This is a genomic window from Pseudomonas sp. B20 (assembly GCF_020515755.1).
GTDB classification, from domain to species: Bacteria; Pseudomonadota; Gammaproteobacteria; order Pseudomonadales; family Pseudomonadaceae; genus Aquipseudomonas; species Aquipseudomonas syringae.
The window spans coordinates 152,812-169,943 of sequence record NZ_JAHPJG010000015.1 but is presented as its reverse complement, the minus strand read 5'-3'; the positions used below and the strand labels follow the sequence as shown (position 1 = coordinate 169,943).

Below are 17,132 nucleotides of genomic sequence, written 5' to 3'. Positions count from 1 at the left end.
CTTGGGGGCAGTCCACAGCGTGGGAATGCAGTTCACGACGCTCTGCGTCGCCAAGAGGACACGGAGCGTCGCACGATAGTTGAGGCGTTCAGGAGATTGAATTAACCGTGCTGCCTCAACGCCCCGTCTTTTTCCGGCCCATGACATGCGAGAACACCGCATGCAAATCATCCGAAGCGCTGTCTTCGTCAAGGTTGAGTTTGCTGTCGATGTGGTCCATGTGATGCATCATCAATTCGACGGCCAGCGCTGCATTGCGGGCTTCGATGGCGTCGATCAACTGGCTGTGCTCATCGTAGGAACAGTGCGTGCGATTGCCGGTTTCGTACTGGGCAATGATCAGTGAGGTCTGCGACACCAGGCTGCGCTGGAAGCTGATCAGCGGCGCGTTTCTAGCGGCCACGGCCAACTGCAGGTGAAACTCGCCGGACAGACGAATACCGGCGCCCCGATCACCGCGAGCAAAGCTGTCGCGCTCGTCGCTGACCATCTGACGCAGCTCGGCCAGCTGCTCGGCAGTGGCGTGCTCGACCGCCAGTTCCGTGATTGCCTTCTCGACCATGCGCCGCGCGAAAAACACCTGACGTGCCTCTTCAACGCTGGGGCTGGCGACCACCGCGCCACGATTGGGGCGCAACAGCACGACGCCCTCATGGCCCAACCGCGACAGCGCGCGACGAATGATGGTACGACTCACACCGAAAATCTCGCCCAGCGCCTCTTCACTCAATTTGGTACCCGGCGCCAGCCGCTGCTCCAGAATGGCATCGAAGACATGTTCGTAAACGACATCGTCCTGCGTGACGTTACGGCTTAGGCCAAGGCTGCGCGGCTGTTTCTTGAGAGGCAGGGACCGGTCGTTCATGGGCACTCGTGCGCAGGTGGATGACGGCGTCGGGACTGGCACATTGTACACAGGGCAAAAGCGCAGACACGCGCAAAAAAAAAGCCCGCAGTGTGGGGCGGGCAAGAGGTATTCAGCTGCCCCGGTACGTCGAGTAGCTGTACGGCGAGATTAACAACGGGACATGAAAGTGTTCCTGACCTGCGTCAATGCCGAAGCGCAGCACCACCTCATCGAGAAAGGCAGGCTCATTCAGAACCACGCCCCGCGCGCGGTAATAATCGCCAGCCTTGAAGTGCAATTGATAGACGCCGGATTGATAGGCCTCGCCCTGCAACAGCGGCGCATCGCAGCGCCCATCGCTGTTGGTAAGCGCACTGACAATGTGCAGCAACTGCTGGTCTTCGACCCGGTACAACTCGATGCGGATGGCGCTGCCTGGGCAGCCGTGGGCGGCATCCAGTACATGTGTGGTCAATTTTCCCAAAACTTCACTCCTCACATCCGGCCATGGTCAAGCAGTGCACCAATGAAGTGCTCTACATCGTGCGATTGCGACCGATTAAGACACTTTCGGGAAAAGCTGTACACAATAAATTCCTGATCGTCCAACAGCTCGTAGCCAAGACGCTGACTGGGCGCGCGATTGGTCAGACATTGAGGAAGCAGAGGAAAAATATCAGGTTTTTTATGATTAGCTGACCAGTCAGGCAGGTTTCTTGCTTGTTTTACACTTGCCGAGACGCTTCGGTGCAGAAACGTACAGGGTTACAAGCTGAAAATAAAATTGTATACAATCTTGATTCGGCAGTGCCTTGACCGTTCCTGGCATTGCACCTGACTTAACGCATTCAACGCACCCCATGGACAAGAAGGAAGCTTGCAGTGAGCGCTGACTACCCACGCGACCTGATCGGTTACGGCAACAACCCGCCTCACCCACGCTGGCCGGGTAATGCGCGCATTGCCTTGTCTTTCGTGCTGAATTACGAGGAAGGTGGCGAGCGCAATATTCTGCACGGCGACAAGGAATCAGAAGCCTTTCTGTCCGAGATGGTTGCCGCGCAGCCGCTCCAGGGCCAGCGCAACATGAGCATGGAGTCGCTGTACGAGTACGGCAGCCGCGCCGGTGTGTGGCGTATTCTCAAGCTGTTCAGGCAGTTCGATATCCCACTGACCATTTTCGCCGTCGCCATGGCCGCGCAGCGTCATCCGGAGGTGATCCGCGCCATGGTCGCCGAAGGTCATGAGATCTGCAGCCACGGCTATCGCTGGATCGACTACCAGAACATGGACGAAGCCCAGGAGCGTGAGCACATGCGCCAGGCGATCCAGATCCTCACCGAGATCAGCGGCGAACGGCCGCTGGGCTGGTACACCGGGCGCACCGGCCCCAACACCCGGCGTCTGGTCATGGAGGAAGGCGGTTTTCTCTATGATTGCGACACCTATGACGATGACCTGCCGTACTGGGAGCCGAACAACCCGACCGGCAAGCCTCATCTGGTGATTCCGTACACCCTGGACACCAACGACATGCGCTTCACCCAGGTGCAGGGCTTCAACAATGGCGAGCAGTTCTTTCAGTACCTCAAGGATGCGTTCGACGTGCTGTATGCCGAAGGCGAAGACGCGCCGAAGATGCTTTCCATCGGCCTGCATTGCCGCCTGATCGGCCGCCCCGCCCGCCTCGCCGCACTCAAGCGTTTCATCGAGTACGCCAAAGGTCATGAGCAGGTGTGGTTTACCCGACGTGTCGATATCGCCCGGCACTGGCACACTGAACATCCGTTTACCGGCAAGGCCGAGCAATGAGCACGTTCAAGACACTGACACCTTCAAGCCTGGGCCGGGATGCGTTCATCGCGGCCTTTGCCGATATCTACGAACACTCACCGTGGGTCGCGCAGCAAGCGTTCGACCAAAGCACAGGCGTGCAACTCGATCAGGTGGAGGCCCTGCACGCTCGCATGAGCGAGATCCTGCTGGGTGCCACACACGAGCAACAACTGGCACTGATCAATGCCCACCCGGACCTGGCAGGCAAGGCTGCCGTCCAGGGCGAGCTGACTCAGGCCAGTACCGATGAACAGGCCGGCGCCGGTATCCACCACTGCACGCCTGAGGAGTTCCAGCGCTTTACCGAGCTGAACGAGGCTTACAAGGCCCGCTTTGGCTTTCCGTTCATCATGGCGGTCAAGGGCAGCGACAGGCACAAAATTCTGGCAGCGTTCGAACAACGCATCCACCACTCGCCCGAGGCCGAGTTTGCTTGCGCCCTGGCCGAGATCAACAAGATCGCACTGTTTCGTCTACAGGCGCTTTGAGCGTCGCAGTCATAACCGTATTCAGAAGGCAGACAAAAAGCATGAAAGTTTACGCCGCACCGTTCGAGAAGTTCGTGAACCTGGCCGACGCGCGTCTGGGCACCAAAATCCTTTCGGTCACCGATGACTGGTTCGCAGACGCCAACCGGCTGTTCCAGCCGACCCCGGCCGTGTGGAAAGAAGGCGTGTTCGACGACAACGGCAAGTGGATGGACGGCTGGGAGTCGCGCCGCAAGCGTTTCGAAGGGTACGACAGCGCGGTGATTCGCCTCGGTGTGGCGGGAACCATCAAGGGTGTGGACATCGACACCTCGTTTTTCACCGGCAACTTCCCGCCTTCCGCATCACTGGAAGCGTGCTTCCTGGCGTCCGGCGAGCCCGATGAAAACACCGCCTGGACCGAAGTGCTGCCGTCTGTGGAGCTGCAAGGCAACAGCCATCATTACCATGAGATCAGCAGCGATCAGGCGTTCAGCCACCTGCGCTTCAACATCTACCCGGACGGCGGCGTCGCGCGTCTGCGCGTATACGGTGTGCCGCATCGCGACTGGTCGAAAGTCAGCGAGGACGAGCAGATCGATCTGGTTGCGGCGCTCAATGGCGGCCGATCGATTGCCTGCTCCGATGAACACTACGGCAGCATGAGCAATATCCTCAACCCTGGTCGCGGTGTGAACATGGGCGACGGCTGGGAAACCGCGCGCCGCCGCACACCCGGCAACGACTGGGTCATCGTGGCGCTCGGGCACCAGGGCGAAGTCGAGAAAGTCATCGTCGATACCCTGCACTTCAAAGGCAACTACCCGGACAGCTGCTCGATTCAGGGCGCACTGGTCAAGGGTGGCACCGACAGCCAGATCGAAACCCAGAGCCTGTTCTGGCGCGAGTTGCTGCCCAGCCAGAAGCTGACCATGCACGCCGAACACGAGTTCGCCGAGCAGATCAAGGCGATCGGCCCGATCACCCACATCCGCCTGAACGTATTCCCGGACGGTGGCGTGAGCCGCCTGCGAGTGCTGGGCAAGGTGTCCAGGTAACAACGCGTCGGAAGTCAGCAGAAGGCAACAGGCTATCGTTCCCACGCTCCGCGTGGGAATGCAGTTCCGGACGCTCTGCGTCCAGTCTTGAGTATGTGTGGCGCGGCGTAGAGTTGTGACGCAGAGCGTCACGAAATGCATGCCAACGCAGAGCATTGGCACGATAGTCATCAATACGAATGTGCAAACGACCCACCCTCAAAACCATTGAAGAAGAACCCGCATGCGCAAACTGATAATCGAGCCACTGACCAAGGAAGCCTTTGCGCCATTCGGTGATGTGATCGAAACCGACGGCAGCGATCACTTCATGATCAACAACGGCTCGACCATGCGCTTTCATCGTCTGGCTGACGTGCAGACCGCGCAGCCGGAGGACAAGGCGATTATCAGCATCTTCCGCGCCGAAGCGCTGCCGATGCCGTTGACCATCGGCATGCTGGAGCGTCATCCGCTGGGCAGTCAGGCGTTCGTGCCGCTGCTCGGCAACCCCTTTCTGATCGTGGTCGCGCCGGTCGGCGATGTGCCTGAATCAGAGGCGACCCGCGCCTTCGTGTCGAACGGCAGGCAGGGTGTCAATTACCATCGCGGCGTCTGGCACCATCCGGTGCTGACGATCGAAAAGCGGGATGACTTCCTGGTGGTTGATCGCAGTGGCGAAGGCAATAACTGTGACGAGCATTACTTTGCCGAGAGCCAGTTGCTGGTTCTCGATCCCCACCCACTGGAAGGGTAAACACCGTGCTGGCACATATGATGGAATGGCTGAATCTGGGCGTGCGCTGGATTCACATGATTGTCGGCGTCGCCTGGATCGGCGCCTCGTTCTACTTCGTCTGGCTGGAGAACAACCTCAACCGCAGCAACCCGCGTGAAGGCCTGTCGGGTGATCTGTGGGCGATCCACGGCGGCGGTATCTACCACCTGGAGAAGTACAAGCTCGCACCGCCGACCATGCCGGAGAATCTGCACTGGTTCAAATGGGAAGCCTATTCGACCTGGCTGTCAGGGGTCGCGCTGTTGTGCGTGGTGTTCTACGCCAACCCGACGCTGTACCTGCTGGCACCGGGCAGCAGCCTGAGTGGCGCCGAGGGTGTGCACATCGGCCTGGGTTCGCTGTTCGTTGGCTGGTTCATTTACAGCTTTCTGTGTGACTCGCCATTGGGCAAGCGCCCTGCCCTGTTGGGCGTGGTCCTGTTCGTGCTGCTGGCGGCGGCGGCGTACGGGTTCAGCAAAGTGTTCAGCGGTCGCGGTGCCTATCTGCATGTGGGCGCGATCATGGGCACCATCATGGTCGGCAACGTGTTCCGCATCATCATGCCGGCCCAGCGCGCGCTGGTGGCCGCCATTGCCGAGAACCGCACGCCGGACCCAAGCCTGCCGGCAAAAGGCCTGTTGCGTTCACGACACAACAACTACTTCACCCTGCCCGTGCTGTTCATCATGATCAGCAATCACTTTCCAAGCACCTACGGCAGTGAGTACAACTGGCTGATTCTTGCAGGTATCGCGCTGCTGGCCGTGCTGGTGCGCCATTACTTCAATACGCGGCACAACAGCCATCGATTCGCCTGGACCCTGCCGGTCGCTGCGCTGGGCATGCTGTGCCTGGCGTATGTCACCGGCCCTGCGCAAGCGCCGGCCAAGATCGTCTATCAGCCACTGCCCGGTACAGCGGTCGGCGGTCATCGGGCTGATGAACAACCTGCGCAACCCGCTGCGCCTGCACAGGCAGCGCCTGCCCAGCCCGAGCCAGCCAAGGTGGCAGGTGCAGACTTCAACACGGTGCACGATGTCATTCGGCAACGTTGCTCGGTCTGTCACTCGGCCACGCCTACCAGTCAGCTGTTCAGCGTCGCTCCGGCCGGCGTGATGTTCGATACACCTGAACAGATCCAGCAACAGGCGCCGCGCATCAAGGCGCAGGCGATCACCGCGCCGATCATGCCGCTGGGCAATATCACCCAGATGACCCAGCAGGAACGTGATCTGGTAGGCGCCTGGATCGATCAGGGCGCCCACATCAACTGAAGCAATGGGCATTGCCCTGTTTTCGCTCCGGACGCCCTGCTCTGGAGCACTTGAGCACGGCGACGCGAGTCAGTATCCTCCGCCGCCGCTGCCAACCCGCCTCTCTCTTTCCCGATAGCTGAACCTGACCGGGCGGCCCACTGGCTGAACGGCGCCCAGAACGCTGCCCATTGAAAAAAATGACCTGAAATCGGCACTTCGATATCGGTTTGAAGGCTTACTTAAACTTTTTTTCACTGATTGGCGCAGCTCTTGCTAACAACACAAAGCTGACCAGACAGACAAATTATTGCAACCACCGACAAGGCGTCATGCATAGAACGCCAGTCCGAAAAAATCACGATCTACATCAAGGGGCTCACCGCATGAACCGTACGATTTCCAGTGCATTACTGGCCAGCAGTCTGCTGGTTGCTGCACCCGCCATGGCAGGGGATATCTTCCAGTGGCATAGTAATAGCCTGACCTATCTCAATGGACGAGACTTTGCTGTCAACCCGGAAAATCAGCAGACCTTCACCTTTGAGCACGCGGACAGCTGGAAGTACGGCGACAACTTCTTCTTCGTCGACAAGATCTTCTACAACGGCAAGAAAGACGCAACCGCTGGCGATAACACCTATTACGGCGAGTTCTCGCCACGGCTTTCGCTGGGCAAGGTCTTCGGCCAGAAGTTCGAGTTCGGGCCGATCAGCGATGTGCTGATTGCCGCAACTTACGAGTTTGGTGAAGGCGATAACGAGTCGTACCTGATCGGTCCGGCGTTCGACTTGAAGATCCCGGGTTTCGACTACTTCCAGCTTAACTTCTACCAGCGCCAGACCGAAGGCAATCGCCCGGGCGACGGCGTGTGGCAGATCACTCCGGTGTGGTCCTACACCATTCCGGTGGGCAAATCGGATGTGCTGATCGATGGATTCATGGACTGGGTGGTCGACAACGACAAGACCTCGCGTGGCACTTACCACTCCAACCTGCACTTCAACCCGCAGATCAAGTACGACCTGGGCAAGGCACTGAATTACCCGGAGCGGCAGCTGTACGTGGGTATCGAATACGACTACTGGACCAACAAATACGGCATCAAGGACACAAGTTCCTTCGACACCGATCAGAACACCGCGAGCTTGCTGGTCAAGGTGTTCTTCTAAGCACGTTGTTTGACGGTGATGACGCTCACTCCGGAATTCTGTGGGAGCGAGCTTGCTCGCGAAGGCGGTGTTTCAGCCAGCCTTCGGTTGGCTGTACCAACCCCTTCGCGAGCAAGCGAAGCGTCGCCCGGCTCGCCTTCACGGCCCTGGATCAGAAGTGTGGATGCCCCCCTCAATCACTCCTTCGCAGCTTTCCAGACCTTGCCAATCAGCGTCACGACCAACACCAGCACGGCACCGGCAATGATCCCGGCAAGCGCATCGATCAGCGTCGGAACGACCATCGACAGACCGCCTACCGCACCCGCTGCCGCTTCAGTCACGCCCTCGACCCAATGATGAGCGAACGGCAGGCCGTGGACCAGAATCCCGCCGCCGACCATGAACATCGCAGCCGTACCGACGATCGACAGCACTTTCATCAACACCGGTGCCAGCCACAGCAGGCCGGCACCGATCTTTTGTGCAGCCGAAGCTGCGCTTTTCTTCAGATACAGGCCCAGGTCATCGAGTTTGACGATACCGGCCACCAACCCGTAGACCCCCACGGTGATCAGCACTGCGACGATAACAAGCACGCCGACCTGATCCATGAAGGGTCTGGCCGAGACCACACCCAGTGCGAGCACGATGATTTCCGCCGAAAGAATGAAGTCCGTGCGAATCGCGCCTTTGACGCGTTCCTTTTCGAACGCCACCATGTCCACAGACGCATCCGCCGACGCCTGCTTGCGCTGCTCATGCTCTTCGCCGGTTTCGGGATGCAGCCATTTATGGGCGATTTTCTCGAAGCCCTCGAAGCACAGAAACGCACCGCCGATCATCAGCAACGGCAGAATCGCCCAGGGTGCGAAGGCACTGATCAGCAACGCTGTCGGAACCAGAATGGCCTTGTTGAGCAGCGACCCCTTGGCCACGGCCCAGACAACCGGCAATTCGCGATCCGCTGAAACACCGGTGACCTGCTGGGCATTGAGCGCCAGATCATCACCCAGCACACCCGCCGTCTTCTTCGTGGCCAGTGCCACGTCATCGAGCAGCGTCGCAATATCGTCAAGCAGGGTAAGCAAGCTTCCAGCAGCCAAAATGAAAATCCTTGAGCAAGTAAAAAAGAAAACGGCACTGATTGAATCATGCGCCAGAGTCAATCGTGTGGCAGTCAGCAACTCTGACCTTGGTCAGACGTGAACGTTTGACGCTGCATGCAGCAAACAGGCCACGCCAAACCCCGTCAGAGAGGTAACTGGGTCGTGGAAACGACCTGACGCAGCCCCATGAACGAACGAATCTGTCTGACACCGGGCAAGTACAGTAACTGTTCGGCGTGCAGACGGTTGAAGCTCTGACTGTCCCTGGTGCGCAACAACATGAAGTAGTCGAACTCGCCAGTGACGACATGAAACTCCATACAACCGGAAACCTTCTGCGCAGCGGCTTCGAATTGCGCGAATGAATCCGGTGTCGACCGGTCCAGCACGACACCGATCAGCACCACCATGCCGGCGTCCAGAACATCGCCATTGAGCAACGCCACCACGCCCTTGATCACGCCCGCCTCTTTCAGCCGCTCGACGCGACGCAGGCACGCAGGCGGACTCAGTTTGACCTTCTCGGCAAGTGCCACATTGGAAATGGACGCGTCACGTTGCAAGGTCTTGAGGATGGCGCGGTCAATCCTGTCCAGCAGCGGCGTCATGTCAGCACCGGACTTTTTAGCGCGTTCATTTATTGCTTTCATAATGAAATTCACACAATAAAAGTCTGTTTAGTTGCATTCAGGCTAACGCTTATTTTGTAGATAGACAATTCTTTGCAACCACGATTATTCGCAGTTTTCCTATGATGGGAGCCATGCCGGGCCGCTCGATAAACACATCGAGCCCCACCTTCAATGCCCGGAACAACTTATCAACGGAGACCCGATATGAACCTGAGCAAGTTCAAGCGCTACCCTCTGACCTTCGGCCCCTCGCCCATTACCCCACTGAAACGCTTGAGTGAGCATCTGGGCGGCAAGGTCGAGTTGTATGCCAAGCGCGAAGATTGCAACAGCGGTCTGGCCTTCGGCGGCAACAAGACCCGCAAACTGGAATACCTGGTGCCGGAAGCCATCGACGGCGGCTACGACACATTGGTGTCGATCGGTGGCATCCAGTCCAACCAGACCCGTCAGGTGGCAGCCGTAGCGGCGCATCTGGGCATGAAGTGCGTGCTGGTTCAGGAGAATTGGGTCAACTATTCGGACGCGTTGTACGACCGGGTCGGCAATATCGAGATGTCGCGCATCATGGGCGCCGATGTGCGCCTGGATTCGGCAGGCTTCGATATCGGCATTCGCCCGAGTTGGGAAAAGGCCATGGCCGACGTCGAGGAAGGCGGCGGCAAACCGTTCCCGATTCCAGCGGGCTGTTCGGAACACCCTTATGGCGGCCTGGGGTTCGTGCGTTTTGCCGATGAAGTGCGCCAGCAGGAAGAAGAGCTGGGCTTCAAGTTCGACTACATCGTGGTCTGCTCGGTCACCGGCAGTACTCACGCAGGCATGCTGGTGGGCTTCGCTGCCGATGGCCGGGCACAGCGTGTGATCGGTATCGATGCGTCGGCCAAACCGGAAAAGACCCGCGCGCAGGTCCTGCGTATCGCTCAGAACACCGCAAAACTGGTGGAGCTGGGCCGCGAAATCACCGCCGAAGACGTGGTGCTCGACACCCGCTACGCCTACCCGGAATACGGCCTGCCGAACGATGGCACCCTCGAAGCCATCCGCCTCTGCGCCCGCCTGGAGGGCGTGCTGACCGACCCGGTCTACGAGGGCAAATCCATGCACGGCATGATCGACATGGTGCGCAACGGCGAATTCCCCGAAGGCTCGAAAGTGCTCTACGCCCACCTCGGCGGCGTGCCGGCGTTGAATGCCTACAGCTTTCTGTTCAAGGACGGTTGAGCCACCCCGAAAGCTGCTTGAATGGCCCGTGAATTCGCGGGCCATTTTGCACTCGCTCGAAAAGCCGACAAACCTGAAATGGAAACGGCATCCACACACGTATTCACATGTATTACACTGCACCCTCATGTAATACAAATAACTACGTGTGAGGTGCATATGTCCACAATGTCTCTACGTCTGCCGGACGAAATGGCGGATACCCTTGCACACCTTGCAAAGGCCACCGGGCGCAGCAAGTCATTTTTGGCCCTCGACGCGCTCCGCGAATACCTGACACGCGAGGCTTGGCAGATTGCCGAAATTCAGCGTGCCATCGAAGAAGCCGACGCCGGCGAGTTCGCAAGCCCAGACGACGTAAAAGCTGTCATGGACAAATGGTCAGGCAATGCAGGTTGAGTGGCTCAAAACAGCACTAAAGAATCTGGATGAGGAGGCAGCGTATATCGCACTGGACAATCCAGCTGCTGCCGCTGCTTTCGTAAAAGCCATTCAATCAAGCGTAACGCAGCTCGCGAACTTTCCCGCCATGGGCCGGGAAGGACGGATTGCCGGAACCAGAGAATGGCCTCTGCCAGACCTGCCTTACCTGATTCCATATCGCATCCGTAGCGGCCGGCTACAGGTTCTACGGATTTTCCACACCAGAAGACAATCGCCACCCGTGTGGTAAACCGCAAAGACGTTTGCTGCACACAGCTTCGCTATCAAACCCGAAAATACTTCTGCAGGGCCTGTGCCAGCAGGCTCACCGCCTCGTCATTCTGTGACGACGGCGAGCGCAGGAAGACGATTTCGTGCTCGGCTATTTCAGGCAGGTCATCGAGAATCTGCATGGCGTCCGTGACCCCGCTCCGATCGATGAGGCTGATCGCCAGGCCCGCTTCCACACAGGCTTTGATCGCCTGATTGGACGGGCTTTCGAGAACTACGCGGACTTTGCGGCCGTTGTCTTTGAGTGACGCCAGCATGGCTTCTCGATAAGGACATTGCGCTGCGTGAATCGCCAGCGGCAGCGGGTCCGCGGATGCCAGTGCGACGCGGGCCGGCCCGACCCAGACCGGCTTGGTCGATACCAGAAACTGCGTATCAGCACTCAGCTGCCCTTTGGGTTGCGCGATCACTGCTGTCTGCAACTTGCCGCGCGCAACCTGCTCGCGCAGGGCGTAGCTGGGTGCGGATTTCAATTCCAGCACGACATTGGGCCACGCGGCCGCGAACACCGGCAGAATGTCGCGAATGACATGCACGGCGTATTCATCCGGAACACCCAGCGTGATGCGTCCGGCCAGATGAGTGCCTTGCAGATCCGCCAGCACCCGGTCATGCGTGGACAGCAGCTCTGTCGTCGACAGCAGCAGGCGCTTGCCCAGTGCCGTCAGCGACACCGCCTGGTTGTCCCGGTTGAGCAAGCGCCCGCCCGCCACGGCCTCGAGGCGCTGGATATGCACACTCACCGCTGCCGGGCTTTTATGAAGTTGCTCGGCGGCGGCTGAAAACTTCCCTATCCGCGCCACCGCATGGAAGGTGCGCACCAGTTCGATGTCGAGAATGGCCGTCATGATTCAGTTTTCCTGAATAAATCATGCATTTAATTTTGATTTATTAGATTACGCCGGTTTCGTAACCTGTGTCCATGAACCCATACCTGTCGATCGCTCCGAACGTCTCGCGGCCTGCCTGGCACCAGGCCATTCCCTTGCCCCTGCTTGAAGCTGCGCTGGTTCTGACCTGGAGTTCGGGCTTCGTCGGCGCACGCTTTTCGCTGGAACATGCGCCGCCGCTGCTGGTGGTGTTCTGGCGCTGTGTGGTGGTCACCCTGATCCTGCTGCCTTTTGTCGCCAGGCAACTGAGGTCGATCCCGGCTGCCACGCTGCTGAAAAACGCAGGTGTCGGCCTGCTGGCCATGGCCGGCTACGTCGCCGGTGTCACGCAGGGCATTGCGCTGGGCGTGCCAGCCGGCCTCGCTGCGCTGTTTGCCGATTTGTTGCCGATGGGCATGGCACTCCTGGCGGCAGTAGTGCTCGGACAACGGCTGGCCTGGCAAATCTGGGCGGGACTGTTTGTCGGGCTGATCGGCGTAATGCTGGTGACCTACAGCGCGCTGGCGGTAGGTGACGCTCCGTTGTGGGCCTACGGCCTGCCGCTGCTGGGCATGTTGTCACTGGCCATCGCGACGCTGTGGCAGAAACAGTCCGGCACCGCAGAGCCTATGGCACTGCTGCCCAATCTGTGGCTGCAATGCGCCGTCTCCAGCGTCGCCTTCGCGATCATTCAGGGCACACAGGGCAGCCTGGCGCCTGTAGCCAGTACCGGCTTTGCGCTGAGCGTGCTATGGACGGTGGGGCTGGCAACTCTGGGCGGTTACGGACTGTACTGGGTGTGTCTGCGCCGCGCGACAGCCACCCGCGTCGCCAGCGTGCTGTACCTCAGCCCACCGGTGACGATGCTCTGGGCCTGGGCGATGTTCGACGAACCGCTGTCCTGGCAGATGGCGTCAGGCATGGCGGTGTCAGGTATCGGCGTGTGGATGGTGGTGCGGGCGGAACAACGGCAGTCGGCCTCCTGATGGGCTCAGGAGGCCGACTTTGCTTAGGCTCTGTACGAAAGTGGCTGCGCTCGGTGATGCTTCGTTAAAAACAGGCTTGGGGGCGAGTCCAATCGGAATGCTCATTTACAACACGTAGAGTCGAACGCGACCCCGGCCGTTCCTCGCCTGTTTTTGCCTCGCCTGACCTTCGCTCGCCGACTTTTCGTACAGAGCCTGGCGCAGGTTAAATCTTGAAACGCGCGACCATGCTCTGCAAATCGCTGCCCAGGCGGGCCAGCTCGACGGTCGATGCTGCGCTTTGCTCGGTGGCCGAAGCGGACTGGTCGGCGATGTCGCGAACACTGAGTACGCTGCGGTTGATTTCTTCGGTCACGGCGCTCTGTTGCTCGGCCGCGGCGGAAATCTGCTGACTCATCTGTTCGATGGTGCCAATGGACTGGTTGATTTCCACCAGCGCCTGTTCGGCCTGACGAGCCAGCACCACAGTGCCTTCAGTGCGCTGCAGGCTGGCGTCCATAAGGCCCGAGGCGGCGCCTGTACCTTTTTGCAACGCCTGGATCAGCGCTTCGATTTCGGTTGTGGAGTTCTGCGTACGCTGAGCCAGCGAACGGACTTCGTCAGCCACCACAGCAAAACCGCGACCCTGCTCGCCTGCCCGTGCGGCCTCGATGGCTGCGTTGAGCGCCAGCAGGTTGGTCTGCTCGGCGACCGCCTTGATCACGTCAATCACGCTGCCGATCTTGCCGCTGTCTTCGGTCAGGCGCTGCATGGCTTCACCCAGTTGCTGCACTTCACCGGCCAACTGACCAATTTCGCGCGTGGCATGCTGCACCACACTGCTACCGTGCGCGGCGCGCTCGCTGGCCTGCTTGGCGGCTTGCGAAGCGTCTTCGGTGTTGCGCGCCACTTCCTGTACGGTAGAGGCCATTTCGTTCATGGCGGTGGCGACCTGATCGACTTCGTTTTTCTGCAGGGTGACACCCGCGCTGGTCTGCTCGCTGACGGCAGACAACTGTTCGGCCGCCGTGGCGATCTGCGTAACACCGTTGCCGATGCCGCCGATCAGGCCGCGCAGCGAAACGGTCATGTGTTGCATGGTGTTCTGCAGCAGGCCAAGTTCGTCCTGGCGGGTGGTGCTGCTGTCATGGGTCAGATCACCGTCGGCAATCCGGCGCGCCGCAATCACAGTGCTGTTCAACGGCACGGTAATCTGACGCGTGATCAGGAACGCAGCAAAGATGCCGACCAGCAGCACGACCAGCGCTACGCTGAGCAATTGCACCACAGCGGTTCCCTGTTCCTTCTTGGCGCTGATGACCTGCAGCGCCGCCAGATCATCGGCACGGGCTGCGGTCGCTACGGATTGCTGTTGCAGGTCATTGCGGATCTGCTCGGTCTGCTGAAGCATGTCCGAAATCGACGTCATCAGCACCTTGTACTGTTTCAACGCCACCAGCGCGGCATCCACTGCGGCATTTGCCTCGACAGGCAACTGGCTGCGGGCGGCGTCCACTTGCGCGATCAGCGCGTCGGCGGCCTTATAGGTGGCCTGACGGTTGTCGGCATTCGGAACGCTCAGGTAGCGGCGAAATACCAGGCGGAAGTTGGTCATGCCGTTACGCAGGTCGCCAGCGATCTTGACCTGCCTGATGCCGGTTTCATTCGGCGAGCGCAAGGTGTCGTCAATGGTCTTGTTCAGCAGATTCTCGAAGGTCGCGCTGACGTCATCGGACACCTTGATGATCGGTTTCAACGCCTCGTCGACTTTCTGATTGATGCCGACCAACTGGTCGAACGTCTGCTTCAGACCGCCCACCTGCTCTTTGATCTCGCGCAGCTTGGCCAGGTTGCTCGAGATCACGAACACCTGCAGGCCTTGATCGACACTGCGGCTCAAGGTATCCAGGGCGCTGGCGTAATTCTGCACACCTGCGGCGGTAGGACCGGTCGCATAGGCTTGCGCAGCGATCCGGGCATTCAGAACGTCAGCCTTGATCTCGGCGACCTTGCTGCTTTTGCCCATGCGCTCGATCAGCAGGTTGGTGCTGGAGTAACCGATCACGGTAACGGTCAGTACCCCGAGCAAAATAGCGGCAAAGCCCAGCCCGAGCTTCTTGCTGACTTTCAGATTGTCCAACCATTTTGCGCTCATTACGTGTGTGCCTTTGATTTTTCGGAATACCCGTGAGTCGGCGCTGAAAGGTTTAACTTGATAGTTGACATGATTGGAATAACGGACCGGTCGAGAGGGAGGACCTTGCACCCCATGAATTACGGGCTCCGTAATCGATGATTAAGATTTATTTAAGTTGCCTGAGCAGAATTTTCCGATGATTGGTGCTGTAGAAAACAGCAAAAAAGTGCCGTTAAAAAGCCACACAAGCCGCCTGCACAGAGCCATCGGACATCTGCAGCAGCGTCAGGCGTTGTGGTTATTGAAATGAACATCCAGCCGGATGTTTTCCGGCTCGTCGATCGCCGCCAGGTACTCGTCCACGGTGATTTCTCCGACGCAGGCCCTAGCGCCCGGCAGTGGACGATAGCCACCGGCCATTTTGCTGCTCAGCGCGACGGCGGCACTGCCGGGGATCTCCGGGCCCTTGTCGTTCAGTGCAGTCAATTGCGCACGCATGTGCAACGGCTGGCCGGTGAGGTCGACGCCATCGACATCGATGTACATCGCGCTCTTTCGATCACCCCACTGTTCAAAGCGCGCGCCCCAACGGTACAGGCGCTCGGCCCACGGCGCAGGATCGCGCAGCAGCCCGCAGCGAACCGCCAGCGCCAGCAGCCAGGTCGCGACGCCGCCGGCCTTGAGCGCGGAACCGGCCTTGAAGCTCAGATTCTGCGCGGCGTAGCGTGTCGCGAATACATCCAGGTCCGGGACGTCGACATTGGCCACCAGCCGTGTGCCCATGCCGGGCATCCGGCGCAGGGTCAGGTCCATCCAGCCGTAAACGTCGTGGACCTTGCCGTTGCGCAGTTGCCTGATCGGTCGCCCGGCATTGGCCAGCACGCCGCGCACGGTCGACAGACCGGGCATTTTCGCTGCCGAGGAGATGCCATGCTCTATCGAATCGATACGCAGAAAACGCTGGCGATGCTGATCGATGATGGCCGCCGAAAGCGTTGGCACCGAGCTGCAACCGCTCAGCACGCTTACACCTGCCTCACGCGCCTGGGCATCGAGGCTGGCGATACCGGCGACAAACGCCCGGCAATCCGCCAGGTCGCAATAATTCACACCCGCCTCGATGCAATGCCTGGCCACGGTGTACGACTGCCCCTGAAAAGGCCCCGCGGTGTGGATAAGCAGATCAATGCCCAATTCACCCAGCTCACTGCCCGCGCCGTCCTGCATGATATCCACGCACCAGCTCTCGCAGAACCTGCCAGCCTGCGTTTGCAGTGCGGCGACCTTTTCCGCCAGCTTGCGCGGGTCACGACCGGAAATGACCAGGTCGATGTGCGGCATCATCACCAGATGATTACAGATAAGGCTGCCGAAGTTACCGTAGCCACCGATGACCAATACGCGAAATGCCATTGACTCGTCCCTGACCTGCCGAAGGATGTGACCCTGCCTTATTGCGCCACGATTGCCGTGAGCAATGGCGATGAAATGCGCGTGCATTATTGATCATTGGCCGCAGGCCGGGTACAAAACCCTGTGCCTTTTTTGATTGTCCCGGGAGCAACGGATGCTGGAACTACACACCGAACGACTTTATCTGCGAACCCTGCTCGCCAGCGACTGGCCACTGTTTTTCAGGCTGCATTCCGAGCCCGAGACCATGCGCTACGTATTCGGAGAAATCGAAGAGGCGCAGATCCGTAAAGGCTTCGATCATCGCCTGCCCGAGTGGACGCCGGCGTCCGATCACTGGCTGTGCCTGGTGGTCACAGACACACAAAACGATGCAGAGCTGGGGGTCAGCGGTTTTCGCATCCTGTCGCCGGGGCATGCCGAAGTGGGTTGTCTGTTACTGCCGGAACATCAAGGCAAGGGCTTCGGCACCGAGTCACGCCGGGCAATCATCGACTACGCCGCCGCCATCGGCCTGGATTCACTGGAATCGACCGTGACGGACGGCAACATCGCCTCCTGCAAGGTCCTGGAGAAATGCGGTTTCACCTTCGAGCGCCGCGTCCCGCAGGCCTATCAGATCGGCGATCAGTGGTTCGACGACCTGATATACCACCTGCCACTGCGCTGATGAATCAGCTGAACGGTGTTCGCCGGTCAATCC

At 59.4% G+C, this 17,132-nt stretch carries 18 protein-coding genes and 1 pseudogene; 11 read left to right on the top strand and 8 right to left on the bottom strand.

The genetic code is table 11. The features are described 5' to 3' along the window. Window positions 1-115: 115 nt before the first annotated feature. Window positions 116-865, bottom strand: coding sequence for a GntR family transcriptional regulator (locus LIX91_RS16205; RefSeq protein WP_003415820.1), 750 nt, complete (start codon window positions 863-865; stop codon window positions 116-118). Window positions 866-977: 112 nt separating this feature from the next. Continuing rightward, on the bottom strand, window positions 978-1,331 hold the full coding sequence (gene uraH / locus LIX91_RS16200; RefSeq protein WP_003415819.1) for a hydroxyisourate hydrolase: 354 nt from the start codon (window positions 1,329-1,331) through the stop codon (window positions 978-980). Between the two features lie 398 nt (window positions 1,332-1,729). Between uraH and puuE the strand changes: the two genes are divergently transcribed. The 6 genes from puuE (at window position 1,730) to LIX91_RS16170 (ending at window position 7,390) form a co-directional block, all read left to right on the top strand. After that, a complete protein-coding gene (gene puuE, locus LIX91_RS16195) occupies window positions 1,730-2,659 on the top strand; it encodes an allantoinase PuuE (RefSeq protein WP_003343034.1) in 930 nt (309 codons plus the stop codon). Then, the gene (gene uraD, locus LIX91_RS16190; RefSeq protein WP_226488770.1) at window positions 2,656-3,171 is read left to right on the top strand and encodes a 2-oxo-4-hydroxy-4-carboxy-5-ureidoimidazoline decarboxylase; all 516 of its coding nucleotides are present in this window, start codon (window positions 2,656-2,658) and stop codon (window positions 3,169-3,171) included. The genes puuE and uraD overlap by 4 nt, the downstream gene beginning before the upstream one ends. A 41-nt stretch (window positions 3,172-3,212) precedes the next feature. Next, window positions 3,213-4,208 (top strand): allantoicase, encoded by a 996-nt coding sequence (gene alc, locus LIX91_RS16185; protein WP_003415816.1) that lies wholly within the window; start codon window positions 3,213-3,215, stop codon window positions 4,206-4,208. A 223-nt stretch (window positions 4,209-4,431) separates the two neighbouring features. Next, window positions 4,432-4,944 carry an ureidoglycolate lyase gene (locus tag LIX91_RS16180; RefSeq protein WP_003415815.1) on the top strand — a complete coding sequence of 171 codons (513 nt, stop codon included), beginning with the start codon at window positions 4,432-4,434 and terminating at the stop codon, window positions 4,942-4,944. Between the two features lie 5 nt (window positions 4,945-4,949). After that, window positions 4,950-6,239 (top strand): urate hydroxylase PuuD, encoded by a 1,290-nt coding sequence (locus LIX91_RS16175; protein ID WP_003415814.1) that lies wholly within the window; start codon window positions 4,950-4,952, stop codon window positions 6,237-6,239. A gap of 365 nt (window positions 6,240-6,604) precedes the next feature. Further along, window positions 6,605-7,390: an outer membrane protein OmpK gene (locus tag LIX91_RS16170; RefSeq protein ID WP_226488769.1), complete on the top strand. Its 786-nt coding sequence runs from the start codon at window positions 6,605-6,607 to the stop codon at window positions 7,388-7,390. Between the two features lie 176 nt (window positions 7,391-7,566). On the opposite strand, the gene LIX91_RS16165 is transcribed toward LIX91_RS16170, so the two are convergent. Together LIX91_RS16165 and LIX91_RS16160 are read right to left on the bottom strand one after the other, a co-directional pair. Next, entirely contained in the window at window positions 7,567-8,475 is a 909-nt protein-coding gene (locus LIX91_RS16165) for a DUF808 domain-containing protein (RefSeq protein ID WP_003348941.1), read from the bottom strand. A 146-nt stretch (window positions 8,476-8,621) separates the two neighbouring features. Further along, window positions 8,622-9,128: an Lrp/AsnC family transcriptional regulator gene (locus LIX91_RS16160; RefSeq protein WP_046235996.1), complete on the bottom strand. Its 507-nt coding sequence runs from the start codon at window positions 9,126-9,128 to the stop codon at window positions 8,622-8,624. Window positions 9,129-9,314: 186 nt separating this feature from the next. Between LIX91_RS16160 and LIX91_RS16155 the strand changes: the two genes are divergently transcribed. From LIX91_RS16155 to LIX91_RS16145, 3 genes are all read left to right on the top strand, one after another. Further along, window positions 9,315-10,331 carry a 1-aminocyclopropane-1-carboxylate deaminase gene (locus LIX91_RS16155; RefSeq protein WP_003415810.1) on the top strand — a complete coding sequence of 339 codons (1,017 nt, stop codon included), beginning with the start codon at window positions 9,315-9,317 and terminating at the stop codon, window positions 10,329-10,331. Window positions 10,332-10,490: 159 nt separating this feature from the next. Next, the gene (locus tag LIX91_RS16150) at window positions 10,491-10,730 is read left to right on the top strand and encodes a CopG family ribbon-helix-helix protein (protein WP_004418474.1); all 240 of its coding nucleotides are present in this window, start codon (window positions 10,491-10,493) and stop codon (window positions 10,728-10,730) included. Then, window positions 10,720-11,004, top strand: a complete 285-nt coding sequence (locus LIX91_RS16145; protein WP_100072679.1) for a type II toxin-antitoxin system RelE/ParE family toxin — start codon at window positions 10,720-10,722, stop codon at window positions 11,002-11,004. Before LIX91_RS16150 ends, LIX91_RS16145 begins: the two co-directional genes overlap by 11 nt. Window positions 11,005-11,038: 34 nt before the next feature. Here LIX91_RS16145 and LIX91_RS16140 read toward each other — a convergent pair whose 3' ends face one another. Continuing rightward, window positions 11,039-11,893: a LysR family transcriptional regulator gene (locus LIX91_RS16140; protein WP_096133335.1), complete on the bottom strand. Its 855-nt coding sequence runs from the start codon at window positions 11,891-11,893 to the stop codon at window positions 11,039-11,041. A 74-nt stretch (window positions 11,894-11,967) separates the two neighbouring features. On the opposite strand from LIX91_RS16140, the gene LIX91_RS16135 reads away from it, so the two are divergent. After that, complete coding sequence (locus tag LIX91_RS16135; RefSeq protein ID WP_226488773.1) at window positions 11,968-12,900, top strand: DMT family transporter; 933 nt, start codon at window positions 11,968-11,970, stop codon at window positions 12,898-12,900. 205 nt (window positions 12,901-13,105) lie between these two features. On the opposite strand, the gene LIX91_RS25865 is transcribed toward LIX91_RS16135, so the two are convergent. The 3 genes and pseudogenes from LIX91_RS25865 to LIX91_RS16125 form a co-directional block, all read right to left on the bottom strand. Further along, window positions 13,106-13,810, bottom strand: a complete 705-nt coding sequence (locus LIX91_RS25865) for a methyl-accepting chemotaxis protein (RefSeq protein ID WP_371124565.1) — start codon at window positions 13,808-13,810, stop codon at window positions 13,106-13,108. A 201-nt stretch (window positions 13,811-14,011) separates the two neighbouring features. Then, a pseudogene (locus LIX91_RS25860) lies at window positions 14,012-14,905 on the bottom strand (methyl-accepting chemotaxis protein); the annotation flags it as partial. Window positions 14,906-15,301: 396 nt separating this feature from the next. Next, window positions 15,302-16,429, bottom strand: coding sequence for a saccharopine dehydrogenase family protein (locus tag LIX91_RS16125; protein WP_032702756.1), 1,128 nt, complete (start codon window positions 16,427-16,429; stop codon window positions 15,302-15,304). Between the two features lie 154 nt (window positions 16,430-16,583). Between LIX91_RS16125 and LIX91_RS16120 the strand changes: the two genes are divergently transcribed. Then, window positions 16,584-17,099 carry a GNAT family N-acetyltransferase gene (locus LIX91_RS16120; RefSeq protein WP_003415805.1) on the top strand — a complete coding sequence of 172 codons (516 nt, stop codon included), beginning with the start codon at window positions 16,584-16,586 and terminating at the stop codon, window positions 17,097-17,099. Window positions 17,100-17,132: the final 33 nt, after the last annotated feature.

What these genes read in the sequence shown, in the direction of transcription:
- LIX91_RS16205 (WP_003415820.1), bottom strand. Translation starts at nt 865, where the DNA reads ATGAACGACCGGTCCCTGCCTCTCAAGAAACAGCCGCGCAGCCTTGGC.
- uraD (WP_226488770.1), top strand. Translation starts at nt 2,656, where the DNA reads ATGAGCACGTTCAAGACACTGACACCTTCAAGCCTGGGCCGGGATGCG.
- alc (WP_003415816.1), top strand. Translation starts at nt 3,213, where the DNA reads ATGAAAGTTTACGCCGCACCGTTCGAGAAGTTCGTGAACCTGGCCGAC.
- LIX91_RS16180 (WP_003415815.1), top strand. Translation starts at nt 4,432, where the DNA reads ATGCGCAAACTGATAATCGAGCCACTGACCAAGGAAGCCTTTGCGCCA.
- LIX91_RS16170 (WP_226488769.1), top strand. Translation starts at nt 6,605, where the DNA reads ATGAACCGTACGATTTCCAGTGCATTACTGGCCAGCAGTCTGCTGGTT.
- LIX91_RS16160 (WP_046235996.1), bottom strand. Translation starts at nt 9,128, where the DNA reads ATGAAAGCAATAAATGAACGCGCTAAAAAGTCCGGTGCTGACATGACG.
- LIX91_RS16155 (WP_003415810.1), top strand. Translation starts at nt 9,315, where the DNA reads ATGAACCTGAGCAAGTTCAAGCGCTACCCTCTGACCTTCGGCCCCTCG.
- LIX91_RS16150 (WP_004418474.1), top strand. Translation starts at nt 10,491, where the DNA reads ATGTCCACAATGTCTCTACGTCTGCCGGACGAAATGGCGGATACCCTT.
- LIX91_RS16145 (WP_100072679.1), top strand. Translation starts at nt 10,720, where the DNA reads ATGCAGGTTGAGTGGCTCAAAACAGCACTAAAGAATCTGGATGAGGAG.
- LIX91_RS16140 (WP_096133335.1), bottom strand. Translation starts at nt 11,893, where the DNA reads ATGACGGCCATTCTCGACATCGAACTGGTGCGCACCTTCCATGCGGTG.
- LIX91_RS16135 (WP_226488773.1), top strand. Translation starts at nt 11,968, where the DNA reads ATGAACCCATACCTGTCGATCGCTCCGAACGTCTCGCGGCCTGCCTGG.
- LIX91_RS25865 (WP_371124565.1), bottom strand. Translation starts at nt 13,810, where the DNA reads ATGGCCTCTACCGTACAGGAAGTGGCGCGCAACACCGAAGACGCTTCG.
- LIX91_RS16125 (WP_032702756.1), bottom strand. Translation starts at nt 16,429, where the DNA reads ATGGCATTTCGCGTATTGGTCATCGGTGGCTACGGTAACTTCGGCAGC.
- LIX91_RS16120 (WP_003415805.1), top strand. Translation starts at nt 16,584, where the DNA reads ATGCTGGAACTACACACCGAACGACTTTATCTGCGAACCCTGCTCGCC.